Annotated in this window: 21 protein-coding genes and 1 pseudogene; 17 read left to right on the forward strand and 5 right to left on the reverse strand. The window is 59.6% G+C overall.

Features of this window, described 5'->3' with window-relative positions; all coding sequences use genetic code 11:
• Positions 1-5 precede the first annotated feature (5 nt).
• A pseudogene (locus RIdsm_RS27890) lies at positions 6-206 on the forward strand (ISKra4 family transposase); the annotation flags it as partial.
• Here the strand turns inward: RIdsm_RS27890 and RIdsm_RS30285 are convergent.
• Both RIdsm_RS30285 and RIdsm_RS27895 read right to left on the reverse strand, forming a co-directional pair.
• Complete coding sequence (locus tag RIdsm_RS30285; protein WP_177228462.1) at positions 117-368, reverse strand: hypothetical protein; 252 nt, start codon at positions 366-368, stop codon at positions 117-119. The pseudogene RIdsm_RS27890 and the gene RIdsm_RS30285 sit on opposite strands and share 90 nt — an antisense overlap.
• Positions 369-390: 22 nt before the next feature.
• Complete coding sequence (locus RIdsm_RS27895) at positions 391-1,374, reverse strand: helix-turn-helix transcriptional regulator (RefSeq protein WP_057821033.1); 984 nt, start codon at positions 1,372-1,374, stop codon at positions 391-393.
• Between the two features lie 105 nt (positions 1,375-1,479).
• On the opposite strand from RIdsm_RS27895, the gene RIdsm_RS27900 reads away from it, so the two are divergent.
• The 3 genes from RIdsm_RS27900 to RIdsm_RS27910 are packed head-to-tail and all read left to right on the forward strand — an operon-like array spanning position 1,480 to position 10,490.
• A complete protein-coding gene (locus tag RIdsm_RS27900; RefSeq protein ID WP_057821030.1) occupies positions 1,480-4,773 on the forward strand; it encodes a TM0106 family RecB-like putative nuclease in 3,294 nt (1,097 codons plus the stop codon).
• Between the two features lie 17 nt (positions 4,774-4,790).
• Positions 4,791-5,117, forward strand: coding sequence for a DUF4357 domain-containing protein (locus tag RIdsm_RS30655; protein WP_057821029.1), 327 nt, complete (start codon positions 4,791-4,793; stop codon positions 5,115-5,117).
• Positions 5,118-5,159: 42 nt separating this feature from the next.
• A complete protein-coding gene (locus RIdsm_RS27910; protein WP_057821027.1) occupies positions 5,160-10,490 on the forward strand; it encodes a sacsin N-terminal ATP-binding-like domain-containing protein in 5,331 nt (1,776 codons plus the stop codon).
• Positions 10,491-10,730: 240 nt separating this feature from the next.
• On the opposite strand, the gene RIdsm_RS27915 is transcribed toward RIdsm_RS27910, so the two are convergent.
• Together RIdsm_RS27915 and RIdsm_RS27920 are read right to left on the reverse strand one after the other, a co-directional pair.
• Positions 10,731-11,573, reverse strand: coding sequence for a hypothetical protein (locus tag RIdsm_RS27915; protein WP_007803482.1), 843 nt, complete (start codon positions 11,571-11,573; stop codon positions 10,731-10,733).
• A gap of 236 nt (positions 11,574-11,809) precedes the next feature.
• On the reverse strand, positions 11,810-12,463 hold the full coding sequence (locus tag RIdsm_RS27920; RefSeq protein WP_074940749.1) for a hypothetical protein: 654 nt from the start codon (positions 12,461-12,463) through the stop codon (positions 11,810-11,812).
• 473 nt (positions 12,464-12,936) lie between these two features.
• On the opposite strand from RIdsm_RS27920, the gene RIdsm_RS27925 reads away from it, so the two are divergent.
• A complete protein-coding gene (locus tag RIdsm_RS27925; RefSeq protein ID WP_008336111.1) occupies positions 12,937-13,179 on the forward strand; it encodes a type II toxin-antitoxin system ParD family antitoxin in 243 nt (80 codons plus the stop codon).
• 5 nt (positions 13,180-13,184) lie between these two features.
• Positions 13,185-13,505, forward strand: coding sequence for a type II toxin-antitoxin system RelE/ParE family toxin (locus RIdsm_RS27930; protein ID WP_017468227.1), 321 nt, complete (start codon positions 13,185-13,187; stop codon positions 13,503-13,505).
• 14 nt (positions 13,506-13,519) lie between these two features.
• On the opposite strand, the gene RIdsm_RS27935 is transcribed toward RIdsm_RS27930, so the two are convergent.
• Positions 13,520-13,747, reverse strand: a complete 228-nt coding sequence (locus RIdsm_RS27935; protein ID WP_057821041.1) for a hypothetical protein — start codon at positions 13,745-13,747, stop codon at positions 13,520-13,522.
• Positions 13,748-13,992: 245 nt separating this feature from the next.
• Here RIdsm_RS27935 and RIdsm_RS27940 point away from each other — a divergent pair, with 245 nt between their 5' ends.
• From RIdsm_RS27940 to RIdsm_RS27990, 11 genes are read left to right on the forward strand one after another with little or no spacing between them, the layout of a single operon-like run.
• Positions 13,993-14,319 carry a hypothetical protein gene (locus RIdsm_RS27940; RefSeq protein ID WP_010138156.1) on the forward strand — a complete coding sequence of 109 codons (327 nt, stop codon included), beginning with the start codon at positions 13,993-13,995 and terminating at the stop codon, positions 14,317-14,319.
• Positions 14,276-14,959, forward strand: a complete 684-nt coding sequence (locus RIdsm_RS27945) for a lytic transglycosylase domain-containing protein (RefSeq protein WP_043872336.1) — start codon at positions 14,276-14,278, stop codon at positions 14,957-14,959. The genes RIdsm_RS27940 and RIdsm_RS27945 overlap by 44 nt, the downstream gene beginning before the upstream one ends.
• A gap of 56 nt (positions 14,960-15,015) precedes the next feature.
• Positions 15,016-15,270, forward strand: a complete 255-nt coding sequence (locus RIdsm_RS27950) for a TrbC/VirB2 family protein (protein WP_036745219.1) — start codon at positions 15,016-15,018, stop codon at positions 15,268-15,270.
• Positions 15,271-15,291: 21 nt separating this feature from the next.
• Positions 15,292-15,570: a VirB3 family type IV secretion system protein gene (locus RIdsm_RS27955; RefSeq protein ID WP_018065947.1), complete on the forward strand. Its 279-nt coding sequence runs from the start codon at positions 15,292-15,294 to the stop codon at positions 15,568-15,570.
• Entirely contained in the window at positions 15,560-17,944 is a 2,385-nt protein-coding gene (locus RIdsm_RS27960; protein ID WP_057821024.1) for a VirB4 family type IV secretion/conjugal transfer ATPase, read from the forward strand. The genes RIdsm_RS27955 and RIdsm_RS27960 overlap by 11 nt, the downstream gene beginning before the upstream one ends.
• Positions 17,941-18,156 carry a hypothetical protein gene (locus RIdsm_RS27965; RefSeq protein WP_057821022.1) on the forward strand — a complete coding sequence of 72 codons (216 nt, stop codon included), beginning with the start codon at positions 17,941-17,943 and terminating at the stop codon, positions 18,154-18,156. Before RIdsm_RS27960 ends, RIdsm_RS27965 begins: the two co-directional genes overlap by 4 nt.
• A gap of 4 nt (positions 18,157-18,160) precedes the next feature.
• Positions 18,161-19,327 (forward strand): lytic transglycosylase domain-containing protein, encoded by a 1,167-nt coding sequence (locus RIdsm_RS27970; RefSeq protein ID WP_057821020.1) that lies wholly within the window; start codon positions 18,161-18,163, stop codon positions 19,325-19,327.
• Positions 19,324-20,121, forward strand: coding sequence for a type IV secretion system protein (locus RIdsm_RS27975; protein ID WP_057821019.1), 798 nt, complete (start codon positions 19,324-19,326; stop codon positions 20,119-20,121). The genes RIdsm_RS27970 and RIdsm_RS27975 overlap by 4 nt, the downstream gene beginning before the upstream one ends.
• Before the next feature lie 14 nt (positions 20,122-20,135).
• Positions 20,136-20,783, forward strand: a complete 648-nt coding sequence (locus tag RIdsm_RS27980) for a VirB8 family type IV secretion system protein (protein ID WP_057821017.1) — start codon at positions 20,136-20,138, stop codon at positions 20,781-20,783.
• Positions 20,780-21,481, forward strand: a complete 702-nt coding sequence (locus RIdsm_RS27985; protein ID WP_149917110.1) for a TrbG/VirB9 family P-type conjugative transfer protein — start codon at positions 20,780-20,782, stop codon at positions 21,479-21,481. The genes RIdsm_RS27980 and RIdsm_RS27985 overlap by 4 nt, the downstream gene beginning before the upstream one ends.
• Entirely contained in the window at positions 21,478-22,803 is a 1,326-nt protein-coding gene (locus RIdsm_RS27990; protein WP_057821016.1) for a TraB/TrbI/VirB10 family type IV secretion system protein, read from the forward strand. Before RIdsm_RS27985 ends, RIdsm_RS27990 begins: the two co-directional genes overlap by 4 nt.
• The last annotated feature ends 1 nt before the right edge of the window (position 22,804 follow it).

A 22,804-nucleotide genomic window follows, 5' to 3' on the forward strand; every position in this document is an offset into this window, starting at 1 on the left:
ACACCAACTTTGGGCGGCGATATCGCAATGATCTTCCGATCTCCTCGTCCCGTGCTGAAGGCTGCGTGGACGACATCGGCAACACACGCATGGGAAAACGCCGACGCATGAGATGGTCACCCAAGGGCGCGCATCACGTTGCCATCGTGCGGGCCGCCGTTCTTGATGGGCAATTGACTGGCGCATACCGCAGAGCAGCAGCCTGACCCCCAAGTTTTGCCCACTCCCTCGCGTCTCAGATTAAAGGGCAACGCGACACCGATCCAACTGATGGCGCGATGGGCGCGCAGTCCCATGGTTTCGGGGAAGCCTTCGCGAATGGCGCGTTGCTTTGCTTTCAAGGCTGCATGACCAAGACCGTTGTTCATAGCTTATTCCTGTTCGGTATCGTCATGGTAGAGCGTCGAAATCCGACCTCTGGTGGCCCGCAATCAATTCGCGCAATCCTGCTGGCGCCAATACGTCTACCTTGTCGCCCCATTGATAGAGGTGCCATGCCATTTCCAGCCAACCCGCTGCCGTGAACCTGACGATCAGGCTGCCATCGTCCTGAGGTTCCACAACTTGCGTCGGGTGGAAACGGAATTCGGCGGCACGCTCTGCGGCTTCAGGTGTGAAGCGCCACACGACTTCGCCATATTGTTCGGGGTCCTGATAGACACCAAACGCCTGAGCGGCATAGGTCACTAAGGAGAAACCCCAGGCCAGCTGAAAGCTCTCGTTCAGAACCTCCGCCTCATGAATCCGATCCATGCGGAAATTCAGAATGCCTTCTCCACGCGAGGGTTGGCGCGCGACGAGATAGCTGCGGTGCCCCAGCAGTATACCGTGTGGCTCGATCACACGCGGTGCAGCGCCCTGAGCGCCATAGCAGACGCGCAGCCTGAAGGGACCGCGGAGCGCTTCGATGACAGCATCCGTCACGGCAGGCTTCAGTGTGACGGTAGGGCCTGGGCGCGTGACTTGTCCCAATCCAGCCAGCACTGCCTCTGCATCGGCTTCTGACCGAAGCGCGTCCCTCGGATTCAATCGCGCCAGCAGCCCGTCACGGAGATCCTCCAGAGCGCGTGAGTGCCGTATTCGCCCTTCATCGCGCGCGGTACGTGCCGCGATTTCCAACGCCTCGATCGCCGTTTCCTGCCGGGGCTGCAGTCGGTCTGGCAAGGGTGCGTCCATCCGCCAGTAACGCCGTCTTTCCGCATCGTCTGCGGTCGAAACGTTCACGAAAGTTGCTTCGAGAGCCTCAGTCATCCGTTGAGCGGTGCGGTGCGACACATCGAACTCGGCGCAGATGTCCTCGAGGCTGACGCCACCTCGGCGAGAAGCCGCCATCTGGGCAAGGCGAAGCAAATCCTGCGCTTTTGCAAAAGACATTTGATCTCCATGCCAGAAATTGACACCCTCGCACGGTATTGATGACCTAGCGGTCTGTCGAGGTGATTCCCTTGGAGATTGATTTGCATAGGTAATGGAGTAGCCATGAGGGATCTCGACGGTCGCATATTCTTGTCCGCAACGGATCTCATGCGCTTCACAGGCTGCGCACATGCGACCACCCTTGATCTGGCAAATATGCGCGGAACGGGCCCGGCGCCGGGAGACGACACCGAGGACGCAGCACTGTTGCAAAAGCAGGGCGATGCGCATGAGGCGGCGCACCTTGCACATCTCAAGGAGGCCGGGCGCACGGTCATGGAAATCGAGCGCGGCAAACTTGGCGAAAACGCCGAAGCCACGCGCGCGGCGCTCGCCGCTGGTCCGGATGTGGTGTTTCAGGGCGCGTTTCTGTCGGGGAACTGGGGCGGCTGGTCCGACTTCCTGGAGCGTGTTGAGACCCCCTCAGCGCTCGGACCGTTCAGCTACGAGGTGGCCGACACCAAACTGAAACGTCGGGCCGATCCCAAACATGTGCTTCAGCTGGTTCTGTATTCCGATCTGTTGGCGGAAATTCAGGGGGTGGTGCCCGAGTTTGCGCATGTCGAATTGGGCGACGGCACCCGCGCGACGCTGCGCCTGGCAGACTACGCGGCCTATGCACGGATGGCGCGCGAACGGCTGGAAGCTTTCGTCGCCGATCCGCAGCCGACACGCCCGGTGCCATGTGCTGATTGCGGTCTGTGCCGCTGGGCCGAACATTGCAACAGCGTCTGGCACGCCGAAGACAGCTTGTTCAATGTCGCCAACATCAGTCGTGGTCAGGTAAAGAAACTGGAAGCCGCGGGCGTTGACACATTGGAGGCTCTCTCGACGCTGGATCACCCAGTGCGCGGAATGGCCGAAAACACGCAGGCCCGTTTGGTCACTCAGGCCCGCCTGCAGCAAGCCCGCAAAACCGGGGAACCCGATTTCGAACTACGGGCACCCGAGCCCAGCAAGGGCTTCGACCTCTTGCCGGAACCACAGCCGGGCGACCTGTTCTATGACATTGAAGGCGATCCGCACTACGAGGGCGGCCTAGAATATCTGCATGGCATCTGGTTCGACGAACAGTTCAAGGCGTTCTGGGCCCATGACCACGATGCCGAAGCGCGGGCATTGTCCGACTTGCTGGCGTTCTTTCGTACGCGGATTGCGGCGTATCCAAATGCGCGCATCTATCACTACGCGCCCTACGAGATCACAGCGCTGAAACGCCTGACCACCAAATATGGGATCGGAGAGGCCTTTCTCGACCGTTTGTTGAGGGAACGCCGCTTTGTGGATCTGTTCGCCGTCGTGCGCGGCGGGCTGATCGGATCGGAACCGAACTATTCCATCAAATCGATGGAGGCTTTCTACGACCGCAAGCGCGACGGTGAGGTCAAGACAGCGGGTGGCTCGGTCGTGGCCTATGAGCGCTGGCGCGAAACGCAGGACCAGCAGATTCTGGACGAGATCGAGGATTACAACCGCGTCGACTGTATCTCGACTGAGGAACTGCGCGACTGGCTGGTTGGCATCCGGCCTGTCGGCCCTTGGCCGACACTCGCCCCGGATGCAGGCGATAAAGAAGTCGAAGAGGACGCCGACACGCAAGCTCTGCGCAACCTGCTGGGAGCATCATGCTTGCCCGCGGCGCGGCAGGATCTGCTGTTCAACCTCGGCGTCTTTCACAGCCGCGAGGTAAAGCCCGCGCAATGGGCCGTATTCGATAGCGCTACGAAGGACGAAGATGATCTGCTCGATGATCTCGATGCACTTGGCGGGCTTGAAGCTTTGGGTCCTGTCGAACCCGTCAAGCGATCCTTCGCGCGCCGATACACCTATCCTGAACAGGAAACGAAACTGCGGAGCGGTAAGAAGGCGACGGTTCCGGTGTTCGACAGTCCCCCGACAACGGTCGGGATCGAGTCCATGGATCGGCGGGCACGTGAGATCACGGTCAAAGCAGGTCCGGGCAAGGCCGACCTACTGGCGGGCCGGCTGACGCTGCATCCGGACTGGCCGATCCAGACGGGCGTAATTGCCGCTGCTTTGCGTGACGTGATCGCCGATCAGTGTGGCGCGCGCCGGTATACGGCCGTAGATGACCTGCTGTCGCGCGCTGCACCGCGTCTGCGTTCTGGTGCAACGGGTGATCTTCTGGGCGGGGCAGATCCCGTAGCAGGCACTATTGCCGTGGTGAATGACATGGATGGAACGGTCCTGCCGATCCAGGGACCACCCGGTACTGGTAAGACCTACGTGAGCGCCCGCGCGATCCTGTCCCTTGTCCGCCAAGGGTTCCGAGTCGGAGTCGCTTCGAACAGTCACGAGGCGATCCGCAATGTTCTGATGGGCTGTCTTCTTGCCCTCGAGGATGACGATCCCGACATCACGTTGGAAAACGCCGAACTGGCGCACAAGGTCGGCGGCGGTGAGGATGGGTATCCCGATGGATTTTTCGGGATCACCCGCGCGCAGTCAAACGACGACCCTGCGCTGACCGATGCCCATGTCGTGGGCGGCACCGCGTGGTTCTTCTCGCGCGACGAAAATGTGCAGGCGTTTGATTGGCTTTTCGTCGACGAGGCCGGCCAGGTTGGACTCGCAAACATGGCCGCCATGGGTCGTGCCGCGCGAAACATCGTCCTTGTGGGCGACCCACGCCAGTTGCCGCAGGTCATCCAGGGGGCACATCCCGAGCCTGCGAACCTGTCGTGCCTGGACTGGATGTTGGGGGAGCATGCGACGGTTCCAGCCGACCGGGGCATCTTCCTTCCCACATCCCGGCGAATGCACCCTGACGTCTGCCGGTTTGTCTCGGAGCAGGTGTATGAAGGCCGACTGAGCAGTCATCCTGATACGGCCAATCAGGGCGTGACAGGCACTGCGCTCCCCGAAGCCGGAGCTTTCTGGGTGCCTGTCCTGCACGAGGGAAATGCCCAGATCGCACAGGAAGAAGTCGCGGCAATCGAAAAAATCGTCACTGAGTTACTTGGTGGAAGCTGGACGGAGAAGGACGGCAGCACGCGGTCAATGCGCGAGACGGACATCATCGTTGTCGCCCCGTATAACGCACAGGTAAACGCTCTCAGGGATGCCCTTCCATTGGGTGTCCGCGTTGGAACCGTGGACAAGTTTCAGGGACAAGAAGCACCGGTTTGCCTGGTTTCCATGACCGCATCTTCCGCTGAAGAAACCTCGCGCGGAATGGAGTTTCTGTTTTCGCTGAACCGCATCAATGTCGCGGTGTCACGCGCCAAGGGACTCGCATTGGCATTTGGAGCCCCGCGGTTGCGTGAGGCGAAGTGTAACACAGTTGAGCAAATGCGGCTGGTAAATACGCTGTGTGCTCTGCCATTGATCAAATAGAACGAAAGAGGAAATGCATGAGCGAGAACGATTGGTTTGTAATGCGTCCGCAGAAGGCTCAAGCTTATGGTCGGCCCGAAGGTGACGGGTTCCTTGTCCGCAAAGACTCGACGGCGATGCGCGATGGCTCCGCTAGCGTGAAACGGGATCGCGAGGAGCGTGACCGTCTGGTTCGCCAGGGAATCCTCGTCCCCGACAGTGACCCAGACTTGTATCGCTTTTCACGCGATCACCTATTTCCAAGCGCGAGCATGGCTGGCGGCGTGGTCAAGGACGGAAATTGTAGCGGACCTCAGACTTGGCGCTGCAGCAAGGACGGGAAAACTCTCAAGGAACTTCCCTGAATTATGTTTCCATTCATTGCGTTGAAAGATGAGGCCAACTAATTGAACCTATCCACCGATGTAGCGTCCCACAGCCTTTCCGAAGCTCTGAAGATCAAGGCCCGAAATGCTCTTTCGAATGCACTCGATGCGCATCGGAAGGAGCTCTCGACCTATGAAAGCCTGAAGAATCTCGGAGAAGTCATTGGGACTGAATACGGTGACCGAGTACTTTTTGAACTCATCCAGAATGCGCACGATGCTCACGAAATTGGTGAAGACGGTGCGATCACGATCAGGTTCGTCAAAATATCGGAAACCGAAGGTTACCTTTATGTTGCCAACCGAGGGCGTGGCTTCAAAGAGCGTGATGTGAATGCCATCATGAACCTGGCGACCAGCGGAAAAGAGATCGGCGAGGGGATTGGCAACAAGGGACTCGGCTTTCGCAGTATTGAGGCGATCACTGACGATGTACGTATCTACTCACGATCGCAGGAACGGACGACTAAATCGTTCGATGGGTTCTGTTTCCGATTTTCTCAACCAGGTGAGATACGTGACATCATTCTTTCCGAGCTGCTCGATCAAGAGGTTCGGGAAGATGAAGCGGATCGGATCTCGCAGACAATCCCTCGATACCTGGTACCGCAGCCGCTAGATGAAATCCCTCCCGAGGTCGAACGCTTCGCGTCTGCCGGTTTTGCGACGGTTGTAGTTGCTCCTCTGCGATCCTCGTCAGCGGTGGCTCTGGTGGGAAAACAAGTTGACGAGATCGCAAACTTCGAACATCCGCTTCTCCTTTTTCTCGATCGTATCGCGGAAGTCCGCATAGACGTTGAAATCGATGGTAAAAGAACAGGTAGCCGTCGCCTGACCAGACGCCAGAAAACTCTGCGGGAGGGGGGGCGCCCAGGGAGCCCTAGGATCTCCGAGATTGACTTTGGAGAGCGGCGTCGCTTCCTCCTGGTACAGCAGGAGGTCGACAAGGAACGGGTCCTTGATGCCGTTAGGGAAAGCATCGACCGAGCCCCCGCTTTGAAGCGTTGGTTGGACTGGAAGGGACAACCATCTGTTTCGGTTGCGGTAGGGATATCCACCGCAGCCGTTTTGAACGGACAACTTTACAACTTTTTACCAATGGCAAGCGAAGCTGGATCGCCCCTCGTGGGGCACATTGACGCCCCGTTTTTTGCAGACATCGACCGACGCAATACCGAGTTGGATCTTCCGCTTAACAGTATCCTAATGGAGGCTGTTGCAGAGACCTGCCTTTCCGGGGCTCTCGCCGCCGTACATGAGCAACTAGATGTTCCCGGTCGGAGTGTCTTTGATCTGATCGCGTGGACCGGAAGTGCCGCAAAGAAACTGGATGGCGCGATCCGGGCTGCGGATTTGCAATTAAAGGACCTTCGCCTTGTTCCAATCATTCCGACCAAGGACGGCGAAAGGTGGTCAACGATCAATGACGTTACCATCTGGCCCGAGGTCAATTTCGCGTTGCTGAAACCGCGCGAGATTGTGAAGCATATCGGCATAAACCTAACTTCGAGCGACTTGGATAGCGAGCGCCTTGAGCGTCTTCGCGAAATGGCGGGTCGCTGCTGGGGCCGCTATGGCTGGCAGTATTCTCGCCTGCCGTCGCCTGATGAGATCCCGGATTGGGCGGAAATCTATGCGAGATCTCTGATCGAGCGGTCCGCAAAGCCGCTTACGTGGGCGAAATTCTACAAGGATCTGGTCGCGCTCTGTGAGGCTTCTGGTGTGAACCTAGATCGCCTCGATGGTACTGAGGTTCTCCTCGACCGGGCAGGGAAACTGCGCTCGGCCGGTGGGCATGAGGAGGGCGATCGGCGCGGTCTCTACGTTCGCGGCGCGAGTGAAATCGGCAAACGTAAGAAGGGGGACGTTCCTCTTCCGCCATCCTCCCTCACCAGGGGCTATCGCTTTTTTGATGAGAAGGTCCCTCTGTCCGACGAAACCCTGAAAGCTCTATCTGATGCTGGACTTGTTCGGCCGTTCGATCCGGTAGAAGCGCTTTCCGGTTTGGGTAAAGCCCTGGGCAAGACACCTAGCGAAAATAGGCGGATGGACGCTCTCGATTGGGCGTTTCGTGTCTGGGATGCAGCGGGAAAGACTGCGGAATCCGCAGTTAAAGATGCCGACTTGCACGTGCCTACAATCGGGGGATGGGCGCCTGCTGATAAGGCCGTTTTCTCAGGTACATGGACTGAAATTGGAAAGCGCCTGGAAGCCTTCCTGAGCGAAGCTTCTGAGTACTCACTGGACTGCCGGCGCTCGAGAAACCAGCTTCTCAAACCACCTAAAGAGTGGGTTTTGCCGATTGCAGAAGGCAACCGAAAATGGGGTACTTTTCTGGATCTCTTGGGCGTGAGCGATGGTCTGAAAGAATTAGCGTCCGGGGTTAAGAAAAAAGGGTCGCCCGCGTACCACTGGGACAATCTTCTGGGAAACGGAGATGCCGACCGAGGGCTTTCCAAAGAGTGGGCAAACTTAGCTCAGCACACCTCCTTTAATCATCCATACACTGAAGACTATACGCTTAAGGGCGAGTTCTGGCGACTGCCGGGACAGAGTGACTACGGTCAGTTTCCAGACCACCTGCGCGAGGCGTTCTATGAATTGCTTGTCCACCATATCGCCCGTCATCGCAGCAAATTCTTTTTCGCTAGGGTCGGGCGCTATCGTCGGTCGGAACGTGATTGGGATGAGCGCCGCATCGTTACGCCTTTGGGTGCCTTCTTGCGGTCCGAGGAGTGGCTGCAGGGAGAGATGCGCGGAGAGCGCATGTTCTTGTCACCGGGCCAATGCTGGGCGTCGAGAACAAAGAGACCGGGAGTCCCAGCATTTATGCCGCGTCTCTCGGACGACGCGAGGGTGCTCGTTGATCGGGACGAAGTCGCCAAGATTGCATTTGGCGAGGGACTCGGGCTTCTCGATTGGGCCAGCCCCGAAACAGCCGCGCTTCGCCTAGTTGCCTTGGCAAACTGCAGCGAGAAACTTCAGTCTGGAGATATCGCAACTTTTCGACGGCAATACAGTCGGGCTTGGGGAGAACACGCCGAAAGCCACGCCGAATTGCCACCCAATCTCCCGCTTGCGGTTCATTGTCATGGAAACTTGATCCGGATCGAAGCCGACGAAGGGGCCCAGATCAAAGTGATCCTTGTCGAAAACGCGCAAGGCTTTGAGGCGCGGGCGCTTTCCGCTGCAGGCATGTCGGTACTTGAGCTCGGTGAAGTAGACCTTGGGGTCATCGAAAAGAGCTTAGCGCAGATTGAGGCTTACTCTGCGGAGAAACTGGATCGTGACTCAGTTCGATTGCTGGTGGACGGCTCGGTTTTCGTACCCTCGGTCGAAGACGAGTATCTCGTGTCAATGGGCCTGGATTGGCTTCCTGAAATTGCAGTTATTGCCAACGAAATGATCGGCGAGAATCTAGAGCGAGGTATCCTCCAAACGACACTCGACAGTCGAATTCGGTCGATCAGAGTTCGGAGGTGCAGATCGATTTCTCTGACAGTGGCTGGCCAGGAAGTGGCGAACGGCAGCCAGATGCAGTGGTATGCCTATCGAGATGAAGCTAATCCGACGCTCATTCTGACGGACGGTATCACGATTGACTGGCCTCGACTGGCAAAGGGCCTTGCGGCCGAGCTCTCCAAACTTATCGACGCTAGACTTCGATCTCTCGAGTTGGCCCTTCTTCGGCTTGCGCCGGGACACACTGATGGCTCTCTTGAACGACCTACCGAAATCGAACTCGCTTCTGCGCTTGGATGTGATGTTACGATAATCGAAGACATGCGTGCTGGGATGCGAACTGACTTAGCACACGTTCTTCACTTGGTCATTCCGGTCGTCGCATACTTTGAAAATGTCGATCTTGCTCGGGACCTTGCCGATGCCGCCAAGGATCAAGGCGCTGAATTTAAGCTTCGGGTTTGGTTGGAGGCACATCTTTCACCGAAGTCTCCCGCTGTCGCCGACCTGCTCGCCGCGTGTGAGGATAATCCTGATCGGCGGTCAATCGCGACAGCGCTTGACCTTAACTACGGACAGTTCAACCGAGTGCTCCTGTCGCTCGGGGAGGAGGCCCTATCAAGTGACGTGGAATTACGAGCCACCTTCGAAGCCTATTTGCGTGAGATGGCGCCCATATTAAGGGAACGACTACGGCGGCTGCATTTAGATGACTATCGGCTCGGTAAAGACCTTTCGACCTACCTTTCAAGACGCGAACTGAAATTCATCCCGTTTGACCCAACTTGGGTCGTCGACTTTGAGACGCTCGACCGACAGATGGTCGTCGAGCATGTGGAGACATCATTTGCCGCGGCGGTGGGGATGCTGCCGCAATATGAACTTCCGCCCTTCGAGAAGACGATCAGCGAGAACCGCAAAGTGGTTCGCGCCTTTGCGGGCGAAGCCAAACCCGTAATAGGGGCGTGGTGCCGCAAGAACCATAGAGATCTTCCGGAGGTCTGGGAAAGAGGAGAGGCACAGGAGGTCGTGCGCTTGGTCGAGAATGCAGGCCTGCTTGACTTCGATGCGGTCAACTCGGACCGTGTCGCAGCACTCTGCGAGCGCGCCGGCATCTGGCCTGATGAAATGCCTGCAAGTATTGATCCAGAAAGCCTCGGGCTGGACGAAAGCGCTGTACGCGAAGAGCAAGAACGGAAGGTTAGAGAGCAACAAGAACGTGACCGTCGAAAGCGGATCATCCAATTTGCCGGGCAAGACCTTGATTCAGGCGATCCCTCATTTGCCGCAACCATGCAGAACATTGCCGAGGCCGCGATGGCAAACGACGACAGCTGGTTCGCACGGAGTCGTCAGCGAACCAGGTTGGTGCCATTTGATGGGGCGTCGAGATCGGACGCCGATTGCGACAACGGCGGGGGAGGCAAACGAGGGCAGCGCACCGCCCGACTGACAGAAACGCAGAAGGTCGCAATGGGTGTCGCCAGTGAATGGTTGGCCTTTCAGTACCTAAAGCAACGGTTTCCCGACGCCGTCGATGAAAGCTCGTGGGTATCGGAGAATAGAACGAAGTTCTTTGGCGGCGGCGAAGGTGACGATTCAGCCGGTTACGATTTTCTCGTACAGACACCGTCGGTCGACTGGATGTTTGAGGTGAAGTCCACTTTGGAGGATGGCTGCGAATTCGAACTGACGTCCAACGAACTCCGCGTCGCTAGCTCCGCCTCCCGAACCGGCCGCAGACGATATCGCATCCTATATGTTCCCCATGTTTTCTCGCCCGAAAACTGGTGCGTTTTCGAACTGCCCAACCCGATGGATAAGGAAACACAGGCTCAGTTCTCCGTAGTTGGACGCGGCTCGCTTAGACTGCGCTTTGAGCGCCGGTAAATTGTTAGAAGCAGAGAAGGTTCGGCGCCAGTCCCGTCCGTTCAGGGAGTTGGTTGCATATGGACCGTTTCCTCAGTTCGATGGAGGATCGCAGCGATTTGTTTTACGCTTCCGCTACTCGGCAGGTATGGCTGAGAAAATAGTGTGAAGAGGTCGATATCGCATGTTATTTAACATAAACTTCACTATCGGATATTGAATCGCGCCGTGTTTCTCGGCTCCAAAGCTTGGCAAGCGAACCTACCTGGAAATTTCCCCTGCTAACACCGCTCGTCCGTGCACCGCCAAGGTTGCTGAAAACCTCTGGCACCCAAACTTGCGGATTACATCCAGTACGCGCGCTTCGTAGGCAGCGTGACCGATCAAACGACACAGGTCGGACGCGTGGAACTGGCGGTTCGCAGTCGGGGCGGCTTGCATCTGTCTCAGCAATTCGCGCTCTTTGGGGTCTGCTACCCGCTTCTGCGATGGTTTCACCTCGGGACGAGGCCGAGTCCCCGACGAATTCCGCCATCGGCGCATGAAGCCAAGCAGGAAGCCGGCCGGCACCCTGCCGTTGCCTCGGGACCGATTGAAGGCGAGGAAGCGGTCCCAAATGACCTGGGTGTCGACGTTCCAGCAGGGCAACGTGGCCTTCGCTGCTTTGATGAGCTCTGCCCAACTGGTCTGAAAAACATTCGAACTCGCTGTGATGTCGATCAGTCCTGCGAAGATAGTTTTGTTATTATTATCTCTAGATAGTGATGTGTCACCTTCACCTGACACGAGATCATGGGTTTCACTCTCCTCGTCGAAGGCGGAAAACCGAAAGATCCAGGGCGCGAACTTGCCATTCGGCTTCGCCCGCTCGAGCTGCAACTCCGACGTCTCAAGTTCGCTCAAAAGAACCGAAAGATATTGTCGTGAGACACCCATCCTCTCTGCCAGGGCAGAGAGGGTGAAGGCTGCCGTTCCGCGCGACAAACCGTTGTAGCCATCCTTCCAGGCGATGGCATCGAGGATGAGGGTGGCAAGCTTGTGCGCTGCAACAGAGAGATTTGTCTGCGTGATCCGTCGCAGGATCAGGCCGGTCGTAGGTTCCATGGTCGAGGTCTCCTTGGAGATCCGACGCCATGTCGTGAGACAACAACATTCTTGCCAGCAAAACAACTTTGCTGGTTGCAGGTGTTTTGGCGGTGCGCTAGGAAACTCTTGTTCACGGAGTTTTCTAGCACGGCGTCAGGCTTCACGGTCTGGCGTCGTCTCCTTTTTGGGGGCTTTGCACAGCCTTTCGTGCGGGGTTGTGATGACGCGCGCGGCAAGACCGCGTGCAGATTTTGTCAGTAGCGAACTTCTTCAGAACCATAGTTCCCGGCGTGATCACGCCAGTCGACGAAGACGGAGCGGTAGAAGTAGCTGCCGCATCCATTCGGGATGCTCAGGCCAGATGCAGCCGGCACTTGGCCCACGTTGGATCTTGTCCATCGGTAGTCGCCCTGCACTCCGTAGGACCCCAATCGCGTGGAATCGGTGCGATTGCAGTCGCCATCTCGGTTTTCATGCTGGCGGTACTGAATGTGATAGACGCGAATGCTGCGCACGAAATCAAAGGCGTCGCCTGAGATGTCGATGTCGGCTTGTTCATCCGCCTGGACGCGAACAAGGGGTATCGGAGTCGATACCTGCGGTTCGGGCGGATCGCGAAACGTGATGTCATAAAGGCGTTCCATAGGCGACAACGGACTTGGTTCGTTGAACGACACACCCATCGGACACCGCCAGATTTGTAGGGGCGGCTCGATCGGCCATGGCGTGATCCGCCGAATAAAGACCGCTCTGGCATGGGCGCAGGGCGCGGAGGCAGGCCAGCCGCCCGCAAGGCACAGGAGGATCGCACAGTCCACTTGATAGGCCTGAGCCGGACCTGACGAGGCCATTAGTCCGGATATGCTTATTGCCGTGGCTGTTGCCACGCCGTGGATCACGTGCTTCATGATGCCGACTCCATCTATAATGGTGCAGCGATACGAAACAACATTACCGATAGCAAGGCGATTTGATTGATGGCGACTTGCGATTGTTCGCTTGTGTCGCGTGACGGCTTCCAAGATCTGATGACGGTTTGAGCTCTTGAGGCGTCCTGGAAGCGGCCAAAATTGCGGCCTCCTTTCACGTCCATTGCCAAACAAACAACTGTTACAAAAAGAAAATATGGCGTTCCAATACGGCCACGAAACCGGTCACGGAAGAACAGACCGCATGAGCCCGTCAAACGGCGTGTCGCAGCGCCCATGGTCCCGGGAAGGGCAGTGTCGGAAAACTGTCGAGCCCGGTTCTCCGGCTGGAATCCGGGAACGGAAGGGCGGGTGGAGCAACGATCCTGTGTTGTGGCCTATGTTGGGATCGAACATGCGCTTGAAGACTTATGGCAGTATCTGATACGATTGAGCATGGATAGGAGAGTCTGATGCCAAACGTCCACCTGACCGAACCGATGCAGAAATATGTGCAGGCGCAGATCGAGTCCGGCGCCTACGCCAATCTGAGCGAAGTCGTGCGCGCCGGCGTAAGGATGCTGATGGAGAAGGATGGCGCGCGGCAGTTCTATGCCCTCAAGGCCGATCTCGAGATGGCAGCCACCCTGGCCGAGAATGGGGATTTCGCCGAGTTCGATGCCCAAGCCTTCGAACCGGATGCGTTTGATCGCTGACCCGAATGACGATTCGGCTTTCCGGACAGGCCAAGTCCGACCTTGAAGAGATACGCACCTACACCGTCGAAACATGGGGCAGGGACCAATGGCTCGTCTATTACCGCCAGTTGGTCACCGCCTTCGAGCGGATCACTGGGGATCCCGACGCGGGCCGGGACAGGAGTCTCTTTGTCCCGGGGATGCGGTCCGTCAATTGCCAGCGACACGTGATCTTCTACAAGCGGCTCGATGCGGCGGATGGCGCGGCAGTCATCCTGCGCATCGTGCATCAGCGCCGCAACATGCCCGCACTCGTCTACTACGAGGATCTCGACGGCGGTTAAGCCCATGCGGTTGCTCAGTCCAATAGCTCGATCAGTTTTCCATAGTCTTCACTGACCTCGCGCGCCTCCTGAAACGCCCGTTGGCGCTCGGCATCAAGACAGCGGAAGTATTCCTGAATGTCGGCAATGTAGTCCTCGAAATCAGAACGCAGCAGATCGGCATAGGCACGAATGTCTTCTCGCGACTGAGGCAAGAACGGTCGTTCGGGAGGTACGCAATCTGCTGCCGCGGCTATCGGCATGCTTCCAAGCAGGAACGCGAACAGCAACGGTGCGTTGCGCGCAATAAACAACCGCAGGGCAAAACTCCTTTGCCGCCTTTAAGATTATCATTCTGTCGGCTATCACCGTTATCGGAGCAAGGCGAACTTCGTCAACACGTTATTATTGTCTTGCTATCATTAATGTTGTTTTGTATCGCTCACGGTGTTGCGACCCCGTGGGCCTGATACTGCACCCAGGCAGAACAAGGACCCAAGGGAAGGCCATGATAGAAGAAGCCCCGAATGTGGTTACAGAAGACGGACTGCGCGGCTTGCTCGCCGAGGGCTACCTCATTGAGGTGGTCTGCAAGGAGAGAGCAGAGAAGCGCCATAACAGCTGGTACGGCTCGTGGGTCATCCGCGCCGTCGCCACTGATGGGCGTGACGATAAGATGCTCGTCACCAGCCGAAGCGTCCTCAAGCTCCGCGACTTCAAAACCATCGTTGGCCTTGTCAGTTTCCTGGCCGACATGGGCTGTACGACCGCTAGCATCCCACTTGAAGAAGGTGGCCGCGAGCGCCACGCCGCGCCTCCGGTCAAAGGCAGCTGACCGCGCGACTGCGCTCGTCGTTGCTTTGGGTACAGGCGTTTGTTCCGCGCCCCCGGCCCTGGCCGACGGTTTCATCTTCTCGGTTGGTCCTGACGGCCAATTGATTTCCTCTTCTCAAGAGGCAAACGGGCGCCTTTTTCTCTTCGCAGAACCTCGCGTCCCTGACGCAACGAGCGAGACAGCGATCCCGGCTCGATCTGCCGCCCGCGCCACCCCAGAAATCCTCCATGCGATCGAGACTACGGCTCTACGGTATGCCGGGCATGGTGCGCTGCGTCGCGCAGGACTTTCCGTCACTGATTGGGCGCTCCTTTACCGGGCCAATATCGAAGTCGAGAGCGCATACAATCCCGCAGCACGTAGCCCTGTCGGGGCTATAGGCCTCGGACAGCTTATGCCGGATACCGCCCGCGATCTCGGCGTGGACCCACATGACATTGCGCAGAACCTCGACGGATCAGCTCGCTACCTGCTGATGATGCTCGACCAGTTCGGCGAGGGCTCTCTGGCCCTTGCGGCCTACAACGCTGGTCCGGAGGCGGTCACACGCCACGGCGGCATCCCCCCATTTCGCGAAACCCAAGGGCATGTGGCCCGTGTGACCGCCGTGTTTGAGCGGCTCAGAGGAGATCTTTCATGACATCGAGGAAACGTCAAAGCGTGCTCCGCACGCGGGCGATCACCGCGTTCGGCGCGATGGCCCTTATCGTGCTGGCGGGTCCAGCGCTTGCGCAGAGCATCGACCTCTCGCCGGTGCAGACCCTGCTTCAAGGAATTGTCGATGCGATCACCGGTCCCTTGGGGATCGTGATCGGAACGCTCGCGCTGATCGGGGTGTTCCTTTCCTGGCTCTTTGGCATCCTCGACTTCCGTCAGGCGCTCTGGGTCGTGGTTGCAATCGCGGGCATTGCCGCAGCACCCACCATCGTCGCCGCCATCTGGACGACCTGAGCAAGTCTGGAGTTCTTGGCGATGTCCGACCAGTCCCGCGTGTTCATCGGCCTTCTCAGGCCGCCCAAGCTGATGGGCTTGCCGATCATGTACGCCATGGTCTGGCTCTTCGGCTCGACGCTTCTGTTTCTCTGGGTGCAGAGCTGGGTGGTGGCTGTGTTCGCGGGGTTGGCCTGGCCGGCGCTTTGGAAAGCCGCGGACTGGGATCCGAACTTTCTCGATGTCCTGGTGATCACCTTGCAGGAAACCCCGCCCACGACGAACCGCAAGCTGCACGGAGGCGACAGCTATGCCCCGTGATGGACTTGCCAATGACGTGGCGGAGGCGCTCGATCCGCTGACTGCGCTACCCTCATGGGTCAAGGGCGAGAAGCGGCTCTCAATGATGCTGCCTTATGTGAGCCTCGTAAACGACCGAACGATCCGGACACGCGGCAACGAGCTGATGCAGTGCATCCGCCTCGAAGGGGTGAACAGCACCACGAGCGAGGACGGGCATCTGGACCGGATCGGGGGGTTGCTGGCTGGCATCGTGGCGCAGGTCGGGACCGAGTTCTCATTCTACCTGCACAAGGTCTCGAAAGCGGTCGATGTGACCCTGCCGCCCGTTCCGGGCGAAGGGTTTGCGGCTGCCGTCGACGAACGATGGCACGCGCATCTCGGCCGCGCGGGTTTGCGCGACAAGACGCTGACCCTGACGGTGCTGAGGCGACCTGAGACCGGCAGCCGCTTGCCGTTCGGACTTGGGGCGTCTCGCTCGCGACACGCGGCCGACACCACCCGCCGCTTGCGCAAGCTCGACGAGGTTGTGGGGTTTCTGCTGTCCTCCTTCGATGAGCTGAAGCCCCGCCTGCTGGCTGCAAGCACCGGAGAGCTTCTGGGCTTCCTCGGTTCACTCAACACGGGCGAGGAGCACCCGCTCTTCCCCCGGTCGCGCCTCGGTGTGATCGCCGAGGACGTAGCAAATACCCGCGTCACCTTCCGCGGCACGACCATCGCACTCTCGGACGGTGCCGTCAGCGACAAGCTCGGGGCGATCTTTGCGGTGAAGAACTACCCCGCCAAGACAGATAGCCTGATGCTCGACGAGTTGAATCTGCCCGTCGACATGGTGGTCACACACTCTTTTGTGCCGATCAACGCCAACATCATGGCGGGCCGGATCAAGCGGCAGCTGCGGCTAATGCAGGCCGCCAATGACGGAGCCGTCAGTCTCGCCCAGGAACTGGAACTCGCGCAGGACGATCTGGAATCCAAACGCCTGATCTTCGGCGAGCACCACATGACCGTGGCCGTCTATGCCCGAACCCAGACGGCGCTTGACGACATCGCGGCCGAAATCCGCAACATCTCCGCCACCTCCGGCATCAACCTGATCTCGGAGGCCTTCGGGGCGCGGGCGCATTTCATGGCGCAGCATCCCGGCAATACCGGGGCGCGAAGCCGCAAGGCAGCGATCACAAACCACAACTTCACCGATCTCGCCGCCTTTCACCGCACCCCGCTCGGCAAGACTGGCAAGGAAGTGCCGTGGGGCGTGCCCATCACACTCTTCCCGACGCCCGAGCGCAGTGGTTTTCGCTTCAACTTCCACGAACAGGGCGCGCCGGATCGCGAGCCCACAGGTGGGCACACGCTGATCCTGGGCCGCCCCGGCTCCGGTAAATCCGTACTGGCGGCTTTCCTGATGACCATGGCACGGCGGGCAGGTGCGCGGGTCTTCGTCTTCGACTATCGCGCGGGCATGGAGATGGCCGTCCGTGCGCTCGGCGGCAGCTATTCGACGATACGTGCCGGACGGCCCACGGGCCTCAATCCGCTCCAGACCGAGATCGACATGCGGGGCCAAGCATGGCTTGCTGATTGGCTCGCGAGCCTCTTAGAGCGGCGCGATCGACCGCTAACTCCGATTCAGACCAACCGACTGCAGGAAGTCGTGCGCCAGAACGCGAGCGCAGGACATGCGGGCCTGCGAAACTGGTCGGATTTCGCCTCGCTGCTGGTCTCGACCGATGACGAGGGCGATCTCTTCGAGCGTATGCAGGAGTGGACGGCCGAGGGCCGCTATGGCTGGATCTTCGGGGCCAATGCCGAGGACAGCTTCAGCATTGACGGCGATGTCGCAGGCTTCGATCTGACCGGCATCCTCGACTCCGAGAGCGAGCGGGAACGCATGGCGGTCCTGTCCTATCTTTTCCGCCGGGTCGAGCGCGTGATCGAGGACCGCAAGCCCACGATCATCGTCATCGACGAGGCATGGAAGGCGCTCGACAACGCTTATTTCGCAGAACGGCTCTCGAACTGGCTGGTGACTGCCCGCAAGCAGAACGCCGTCGTCGTCATGATGACCCAATATGCCAGTCAGCTCGAACGCACCCGGACCGGCAAGACCATCGTCGAAGCCGTGCCGACGCAGGTGCTTTTGCCCAACATTCGCGCCTCGGCTGCAGATTACTCGATGCTCGGCCTGACCGAGAAAGAGCTCGACGTGCTTCTGGGCGTCGGCTCGGCCTCGCGGCTCGCACTTGTACGCGACGACCGTGGTTCCGTCGTGATCGATGCCGATCTCAGCGCGCTCGGCCCGCTCGTGACCATCCTTGGCGGAATGGAGAAGGGCGAAGCGCTTGCCGGCGCCGATTATCGCGAACGTCCTGATTTCTGGAGAGTGACATGACCAGTACCATCATTCGCAGCGTCGTGCTGCTAGGGCTCGGCCTGACCCTGACAGCCTGTGCACAGCATAACCCCCCGCAAGCCAACTGCTTTAATTTTCGCGAGGCTCCTGCGCAGGCAAGAACCGCCACCGCCACGATCTCGACCATGGGGGCGGAAGTCACGCGCCGCGACACGGCCTGCGATTTCGTCCTCTTGGGTGCGGGCAGTTGAGCCAATGCGGACCTGGCTTCCTCTCTCGATGATCGGCTTTGCACTGGCAGTTCCCGCGGCGGGGCCGGCGGTCGCCCAGGGCGTGCCAACCTTCGATCTGCGCCTGTTCGCAGAGCGGCAGGCGATCCTCGAGCAGACCGATCGGGACCTGACACTGCAGCAGGACCGGCTAAGCCGCGAGGAGGAACTGGCCGAGATCGAGCGTCAGCAACTCGCCTCCCTCGAAGGGCTGATGGATGCCATGTCGCTTGGCGCTGGAGATGTGGCCGGCACCGTGGCCGGGCTCGAGGCGGGGCAGGGGGCGGTTGACGACGTCGAAAGCGCGGCCGCCAGTCTTTATGCACCCGAGGACACCAATCCAGCGGCGGCGCGGATGTTCGGCGATGCCCGGGAGGGGATCGAGGAGCTGATCATCCGCGCAGCACGCGACACCCATAGTCTGTCCGGGGTCGGCCGTGCGGGCCTTTCGCTCGTGCAATGGCGCTGCCTTTTGCAGGCGCTGATCTGGCAGGAAAGTCGTTTCCAGATTGGGGCACGCTCACCCGTGGGGGCCTTCGGACTTACCCAGATCATGCCCGGTACCGCGGGCGATCTCGGGATCTACCCGGCCTATTACGACGATCCCTATCTGCAGGTCACCGGCGGTGCGCGATACCTCGCACAAATGCTGAACATGTTCGACGGCAACATCATCCATGCGCTCGCCGCCTATAACGCCGGTCCGGGCAATGTGCAGGATTATGGCGGTGTGCCGCCCTTCGCGGAAACCCAGCACTATGTCGTGGTGATCCCGCAGCAGTACAACAGCTACCTCGCGGCCGTAGGCGGCATCGATGCGCTCGGCACCATCGACCCTGTGCTCCTCGCCAACGCGAGTTTCAGCCTCTCGGCCCACGGCGCAGGGGTCTATGGCGACTATTCGCTGGTCTCGGTCCGTGCCGCCGCCCTGCGGGTGCAGGACATCATCACCCGCATTGGTGAGACCGAGGATCTCCACGAGGCCATCGCTCTCAACACCTATGCCCGGGCCGAACTGGCCCGGCTGGTTGCAATCCGGACCCGGATTAAGGCCGCCCGAACCGAGCCACTCAGCGCCGAGCAGATCGCCTTGGCGGCAGCGCAAGCTGCCGAGCGGCAATACATGGATTTTAGTCAGGAGGATTTGCGTTGAACCTGCGCCTGCCCCGTTCCCTTTTCGCCGGTAGCATCGCTCTCGCACTTGCCCTCAATGTCACCGGACCTGCCGGGGCACAGGGTGTGCCCACGGTGGACACCCAAAACATTGCCCAGGAAATCCGCCAGCTTCAGCAGATGCTGCAGGATTTCGGGATCCAGACCGATCTTCTGGACAATGCGTTGGAGCAACTGAACATGCTGCAAAGCCAGCTCGATCAGCTGAACGAGATGTATGCCTCGCTCACCGGGCCGCGCAGCATCCTCGGGCTTGCCATGGGCGGGGACCTCGACACCTTGCTTCAGGCCAACTTCGAAGACATCCCCGGCCTGATCCGAGGCATCCAGGCGGGCGATTGGAGCGCGCTCATCGGGCCCAATGCCGGGCCCATGCGCACGCAGATTGAACAGGCGCTGGCAAGTGCAGGGTTCGACGAAGATTCTCTCCGCGAAATCGCCACCAGCGGCAATCCGGGAGCTGAAGGCGTGGCCACCCGGGCAACCACAGGTGCTGTGATGTCGGCGGCGGCGCAGAACAGCCACGCAGAGGCGGAACAGTCTCTCGAACGAGTGGAACGTCTGGTCGAGATGATCCCGGACATGGAGGATCTCAAAGCCTCGATGGATCATAACACGCGCGTCACGGCGGAACTCGCCATCGCCATGACCCGGATGTGGGAGTTGGAAGCGATCCAAACCCTCGGCGCAGGCAATGCAGGCGTGGTTGATGCCGCCACCCTTGCCGAAGAACGCCGCTACATGGACTTCACTTTGCCGGATCTTGAGCCATGAGTGGGGCAGGGGTGATGACTGCGCGCGAACTCGTGGAAGAGGAACTTGTCTACGGTGCCCTGCGCCGGGAACAGCTTTGGCGGATGATCGGCCTTTCCGGGGCAGGCTTCGGCGTATTTGGTTGTTTGACGGCTGCGGCTGTCGCGCTGATGGTCGAGACGCCGCCTCCCGTGGTTGTCCCCTACGATCCCGCGACCGGGGTGGCGCTCCCCAATGCCACGGTTGAAACCGTGTCCCTTGCCGAACGGCCAGCCGTGATCGAAGCACAAATCTACCGCTACCTTCTCGACCGCGAGACTTACAACCAGCTCGACAATGATCTTCGTGTCCGCCGCGTCCTGGCACAGTCTTCCGGGTCGGCCGAGGCCAGCATGCGCGCGATGTGGACATCGGGGCAGGAGAGCTATCCGCCGACGCGTTACGGGGCTGCGGCCGAGATGGCCGTTGAGATCGCATCGATCACCCTTATTGGCGAAAACCGCGCCCAGGTGCGGCTCAGAAAGCGCCTGACAAGCCCGCAGGGGGTACAGGATGGATCGTTCACTGCCACATTGATGTTTGAATTTCAGCCGGAACGGACCCGCTCCCTCGACGATGTCTGGCAAAACCCTTTCGGTTTCACCGTCACTCAATATGCCATCCGATCGGACCGTTCTGAATGACTCGCACTGCAATCTCTACGCTGTTGGCCGCCAGCATTCTCGCGCTCGCGGGAACGACCGCCATGGCCGAAACCACGCCCCGTCCAGGCTCTCACGATAATCGCGTGCGCGTGGCGACCTGGACCGAAGGCCAGGTTTACCGGGTCGTCACGACACTGACCCGTGTCACCACAGTCGAATTCGGTGAGGGTGAAACCATCCGCTCGATCATCGCCGGCGATACGGTCGGTTTTCAATTCGACGGTGTCCCGGGTGGCCGTGCCTTCGCCATCAAGCCGACAGCATCTGGCGTCGCCACCAACATCACCGTCTACACCAACCGCCGCTCCTACTATTTCCATGTCGTCGAAGCCCGGGAGACGCCGCATTATGTCGTGCAGTTTCGCTATCCTGAAAACCGCGTGCAACCCACCAGGGCGGTTGCGGCCGATGCGCTGAACGCGAACTATGCGGTCAGCGCCCGAGAAGAGTTCACGCCGACGGCCATCTGGGATGATGGTACCTTCACGTATTTCCGGTTCGCACGGAATGCACCGGTGCCCGCCATCTTCCGATATTCGAACGGGAGAGAACGCGCGGTGAACAGCCACACCTCAAGTGACGGCGTTATCCGCGTATCTGGCGTCAACCGACAATGGGTCCTTCGCCTTGGCGAAGATGTGGTTTGCGTCCAGGACGCAGGGCAGGCCACATCATGACCGAAGGTACGGAAGACCTCGCCGCGCGCCTCGCGGCTCTCGAAGGATCGACAGGCAAAGCGAAGGCAAACAAGCGGCCTGCACCGCTTGCCGCGATCCTTGGAGTCGTCGGCATCGCCGCAGCAGGTGGTCTGGCGTGGGCTGCCCTGCAGCCGTCGGCAGAAGCGCTAATGGCGACCGCCGCGCCGGAAGAGTTCCAGAGCAGCGGCCCCGGATTCGGAGATCTGGCGCCGATTTCTGCCCCGGAGCCCAGCCAAGCCCCGCCTACGGACACAGGTCCGAGCGAGTCGGAACTCGCGCTGATGGAAAGTCTTGCGACATTGAGAGCGGAACTCGAGGAACTACGCGCAAGACCGGCCGAGGCCGCGGATAGCGGGGCGGAGCAGGCTATTGCGGACCTGACGGCGCAAATTGCCACCTTACAGGAAGCATCCGCCGAGGCTCAGCGGGCCCTCGAGCGGCAACTGACCGAGCGGGATCGCGAATTGGATCAGCTCCGCATGGACTTGGAACTTGCACGGCTTGCACCACCAGAGCCGACCTCATTGGGACCAAGTGAAGAAGAATTGCGGTTGGCCGAACTAGAAAGGCGGCGCGCAGCCGAAGCCGAGGCCCGCGCAGAGCGTATCGCGTCTCCTATGATCGCCTTCTCCGGGATGGGCGCGGGTGCGGATAGGGAGAATACGCTGGAAGCCGCGCGACTGAATGCAGATGAAGCCTTTGTTCGTTCGGGCGCGCAACCTGCACAGGTGACACGTGCCGAAGTGATCGCGAACCCATCGAACACGGTTGTTCAGGGCACCATGATTCAGGCTGTGACAGAGACGGCCCTCGACAGCACACTGCCCGGCGCGATCCGCGCCATCGTCTCGGAAGACGTCCATTCTTTCGATGGAACGCGTATCCTGATCCCGCGCGGCGCGCGGCTGATCGGGCGCTACCGCTCCGATGTCGCACTCGCCCAATCGCGCGTCATGGTGGCATGGGACCGGATCATCCTGCCCGATAATCAGACCGTGCAGATCAGCGCCTTCGGTGGAGACGAACTCGGCCGTACTGGCACCACCGGGTTTGTCGACACCCGTTTCGCGCAACGCTTCGGTTCCGCCGCGCTGATCTCCTTGATCGGCGCCCTGCCTGCGGCTGCAGCGGGTCAAATCGACAGCGAGGCGGCGGCCGATGTTGCGAGTGATGTCGGCACCGACCTGCGCGATAGTACGCAAAGCGTGATGCAGGACTATCTGGCGATCCGGCCAGTGATACATGTCGATCAGGGTACACGGATCACGGTCATGGTTGATCGTGACCTCGAGATTTTCTGAC

Origin of the sequence: Roseovarius indicus (genome assembly GCF_008728195.1) — a bacterium.
Lineage (GTDB): Bacteria > Pseudomonadota > Alphaproteobacteria > Rhodobacterales > Rhodobacteraceae > Roseovarius > Roseovarius indicus.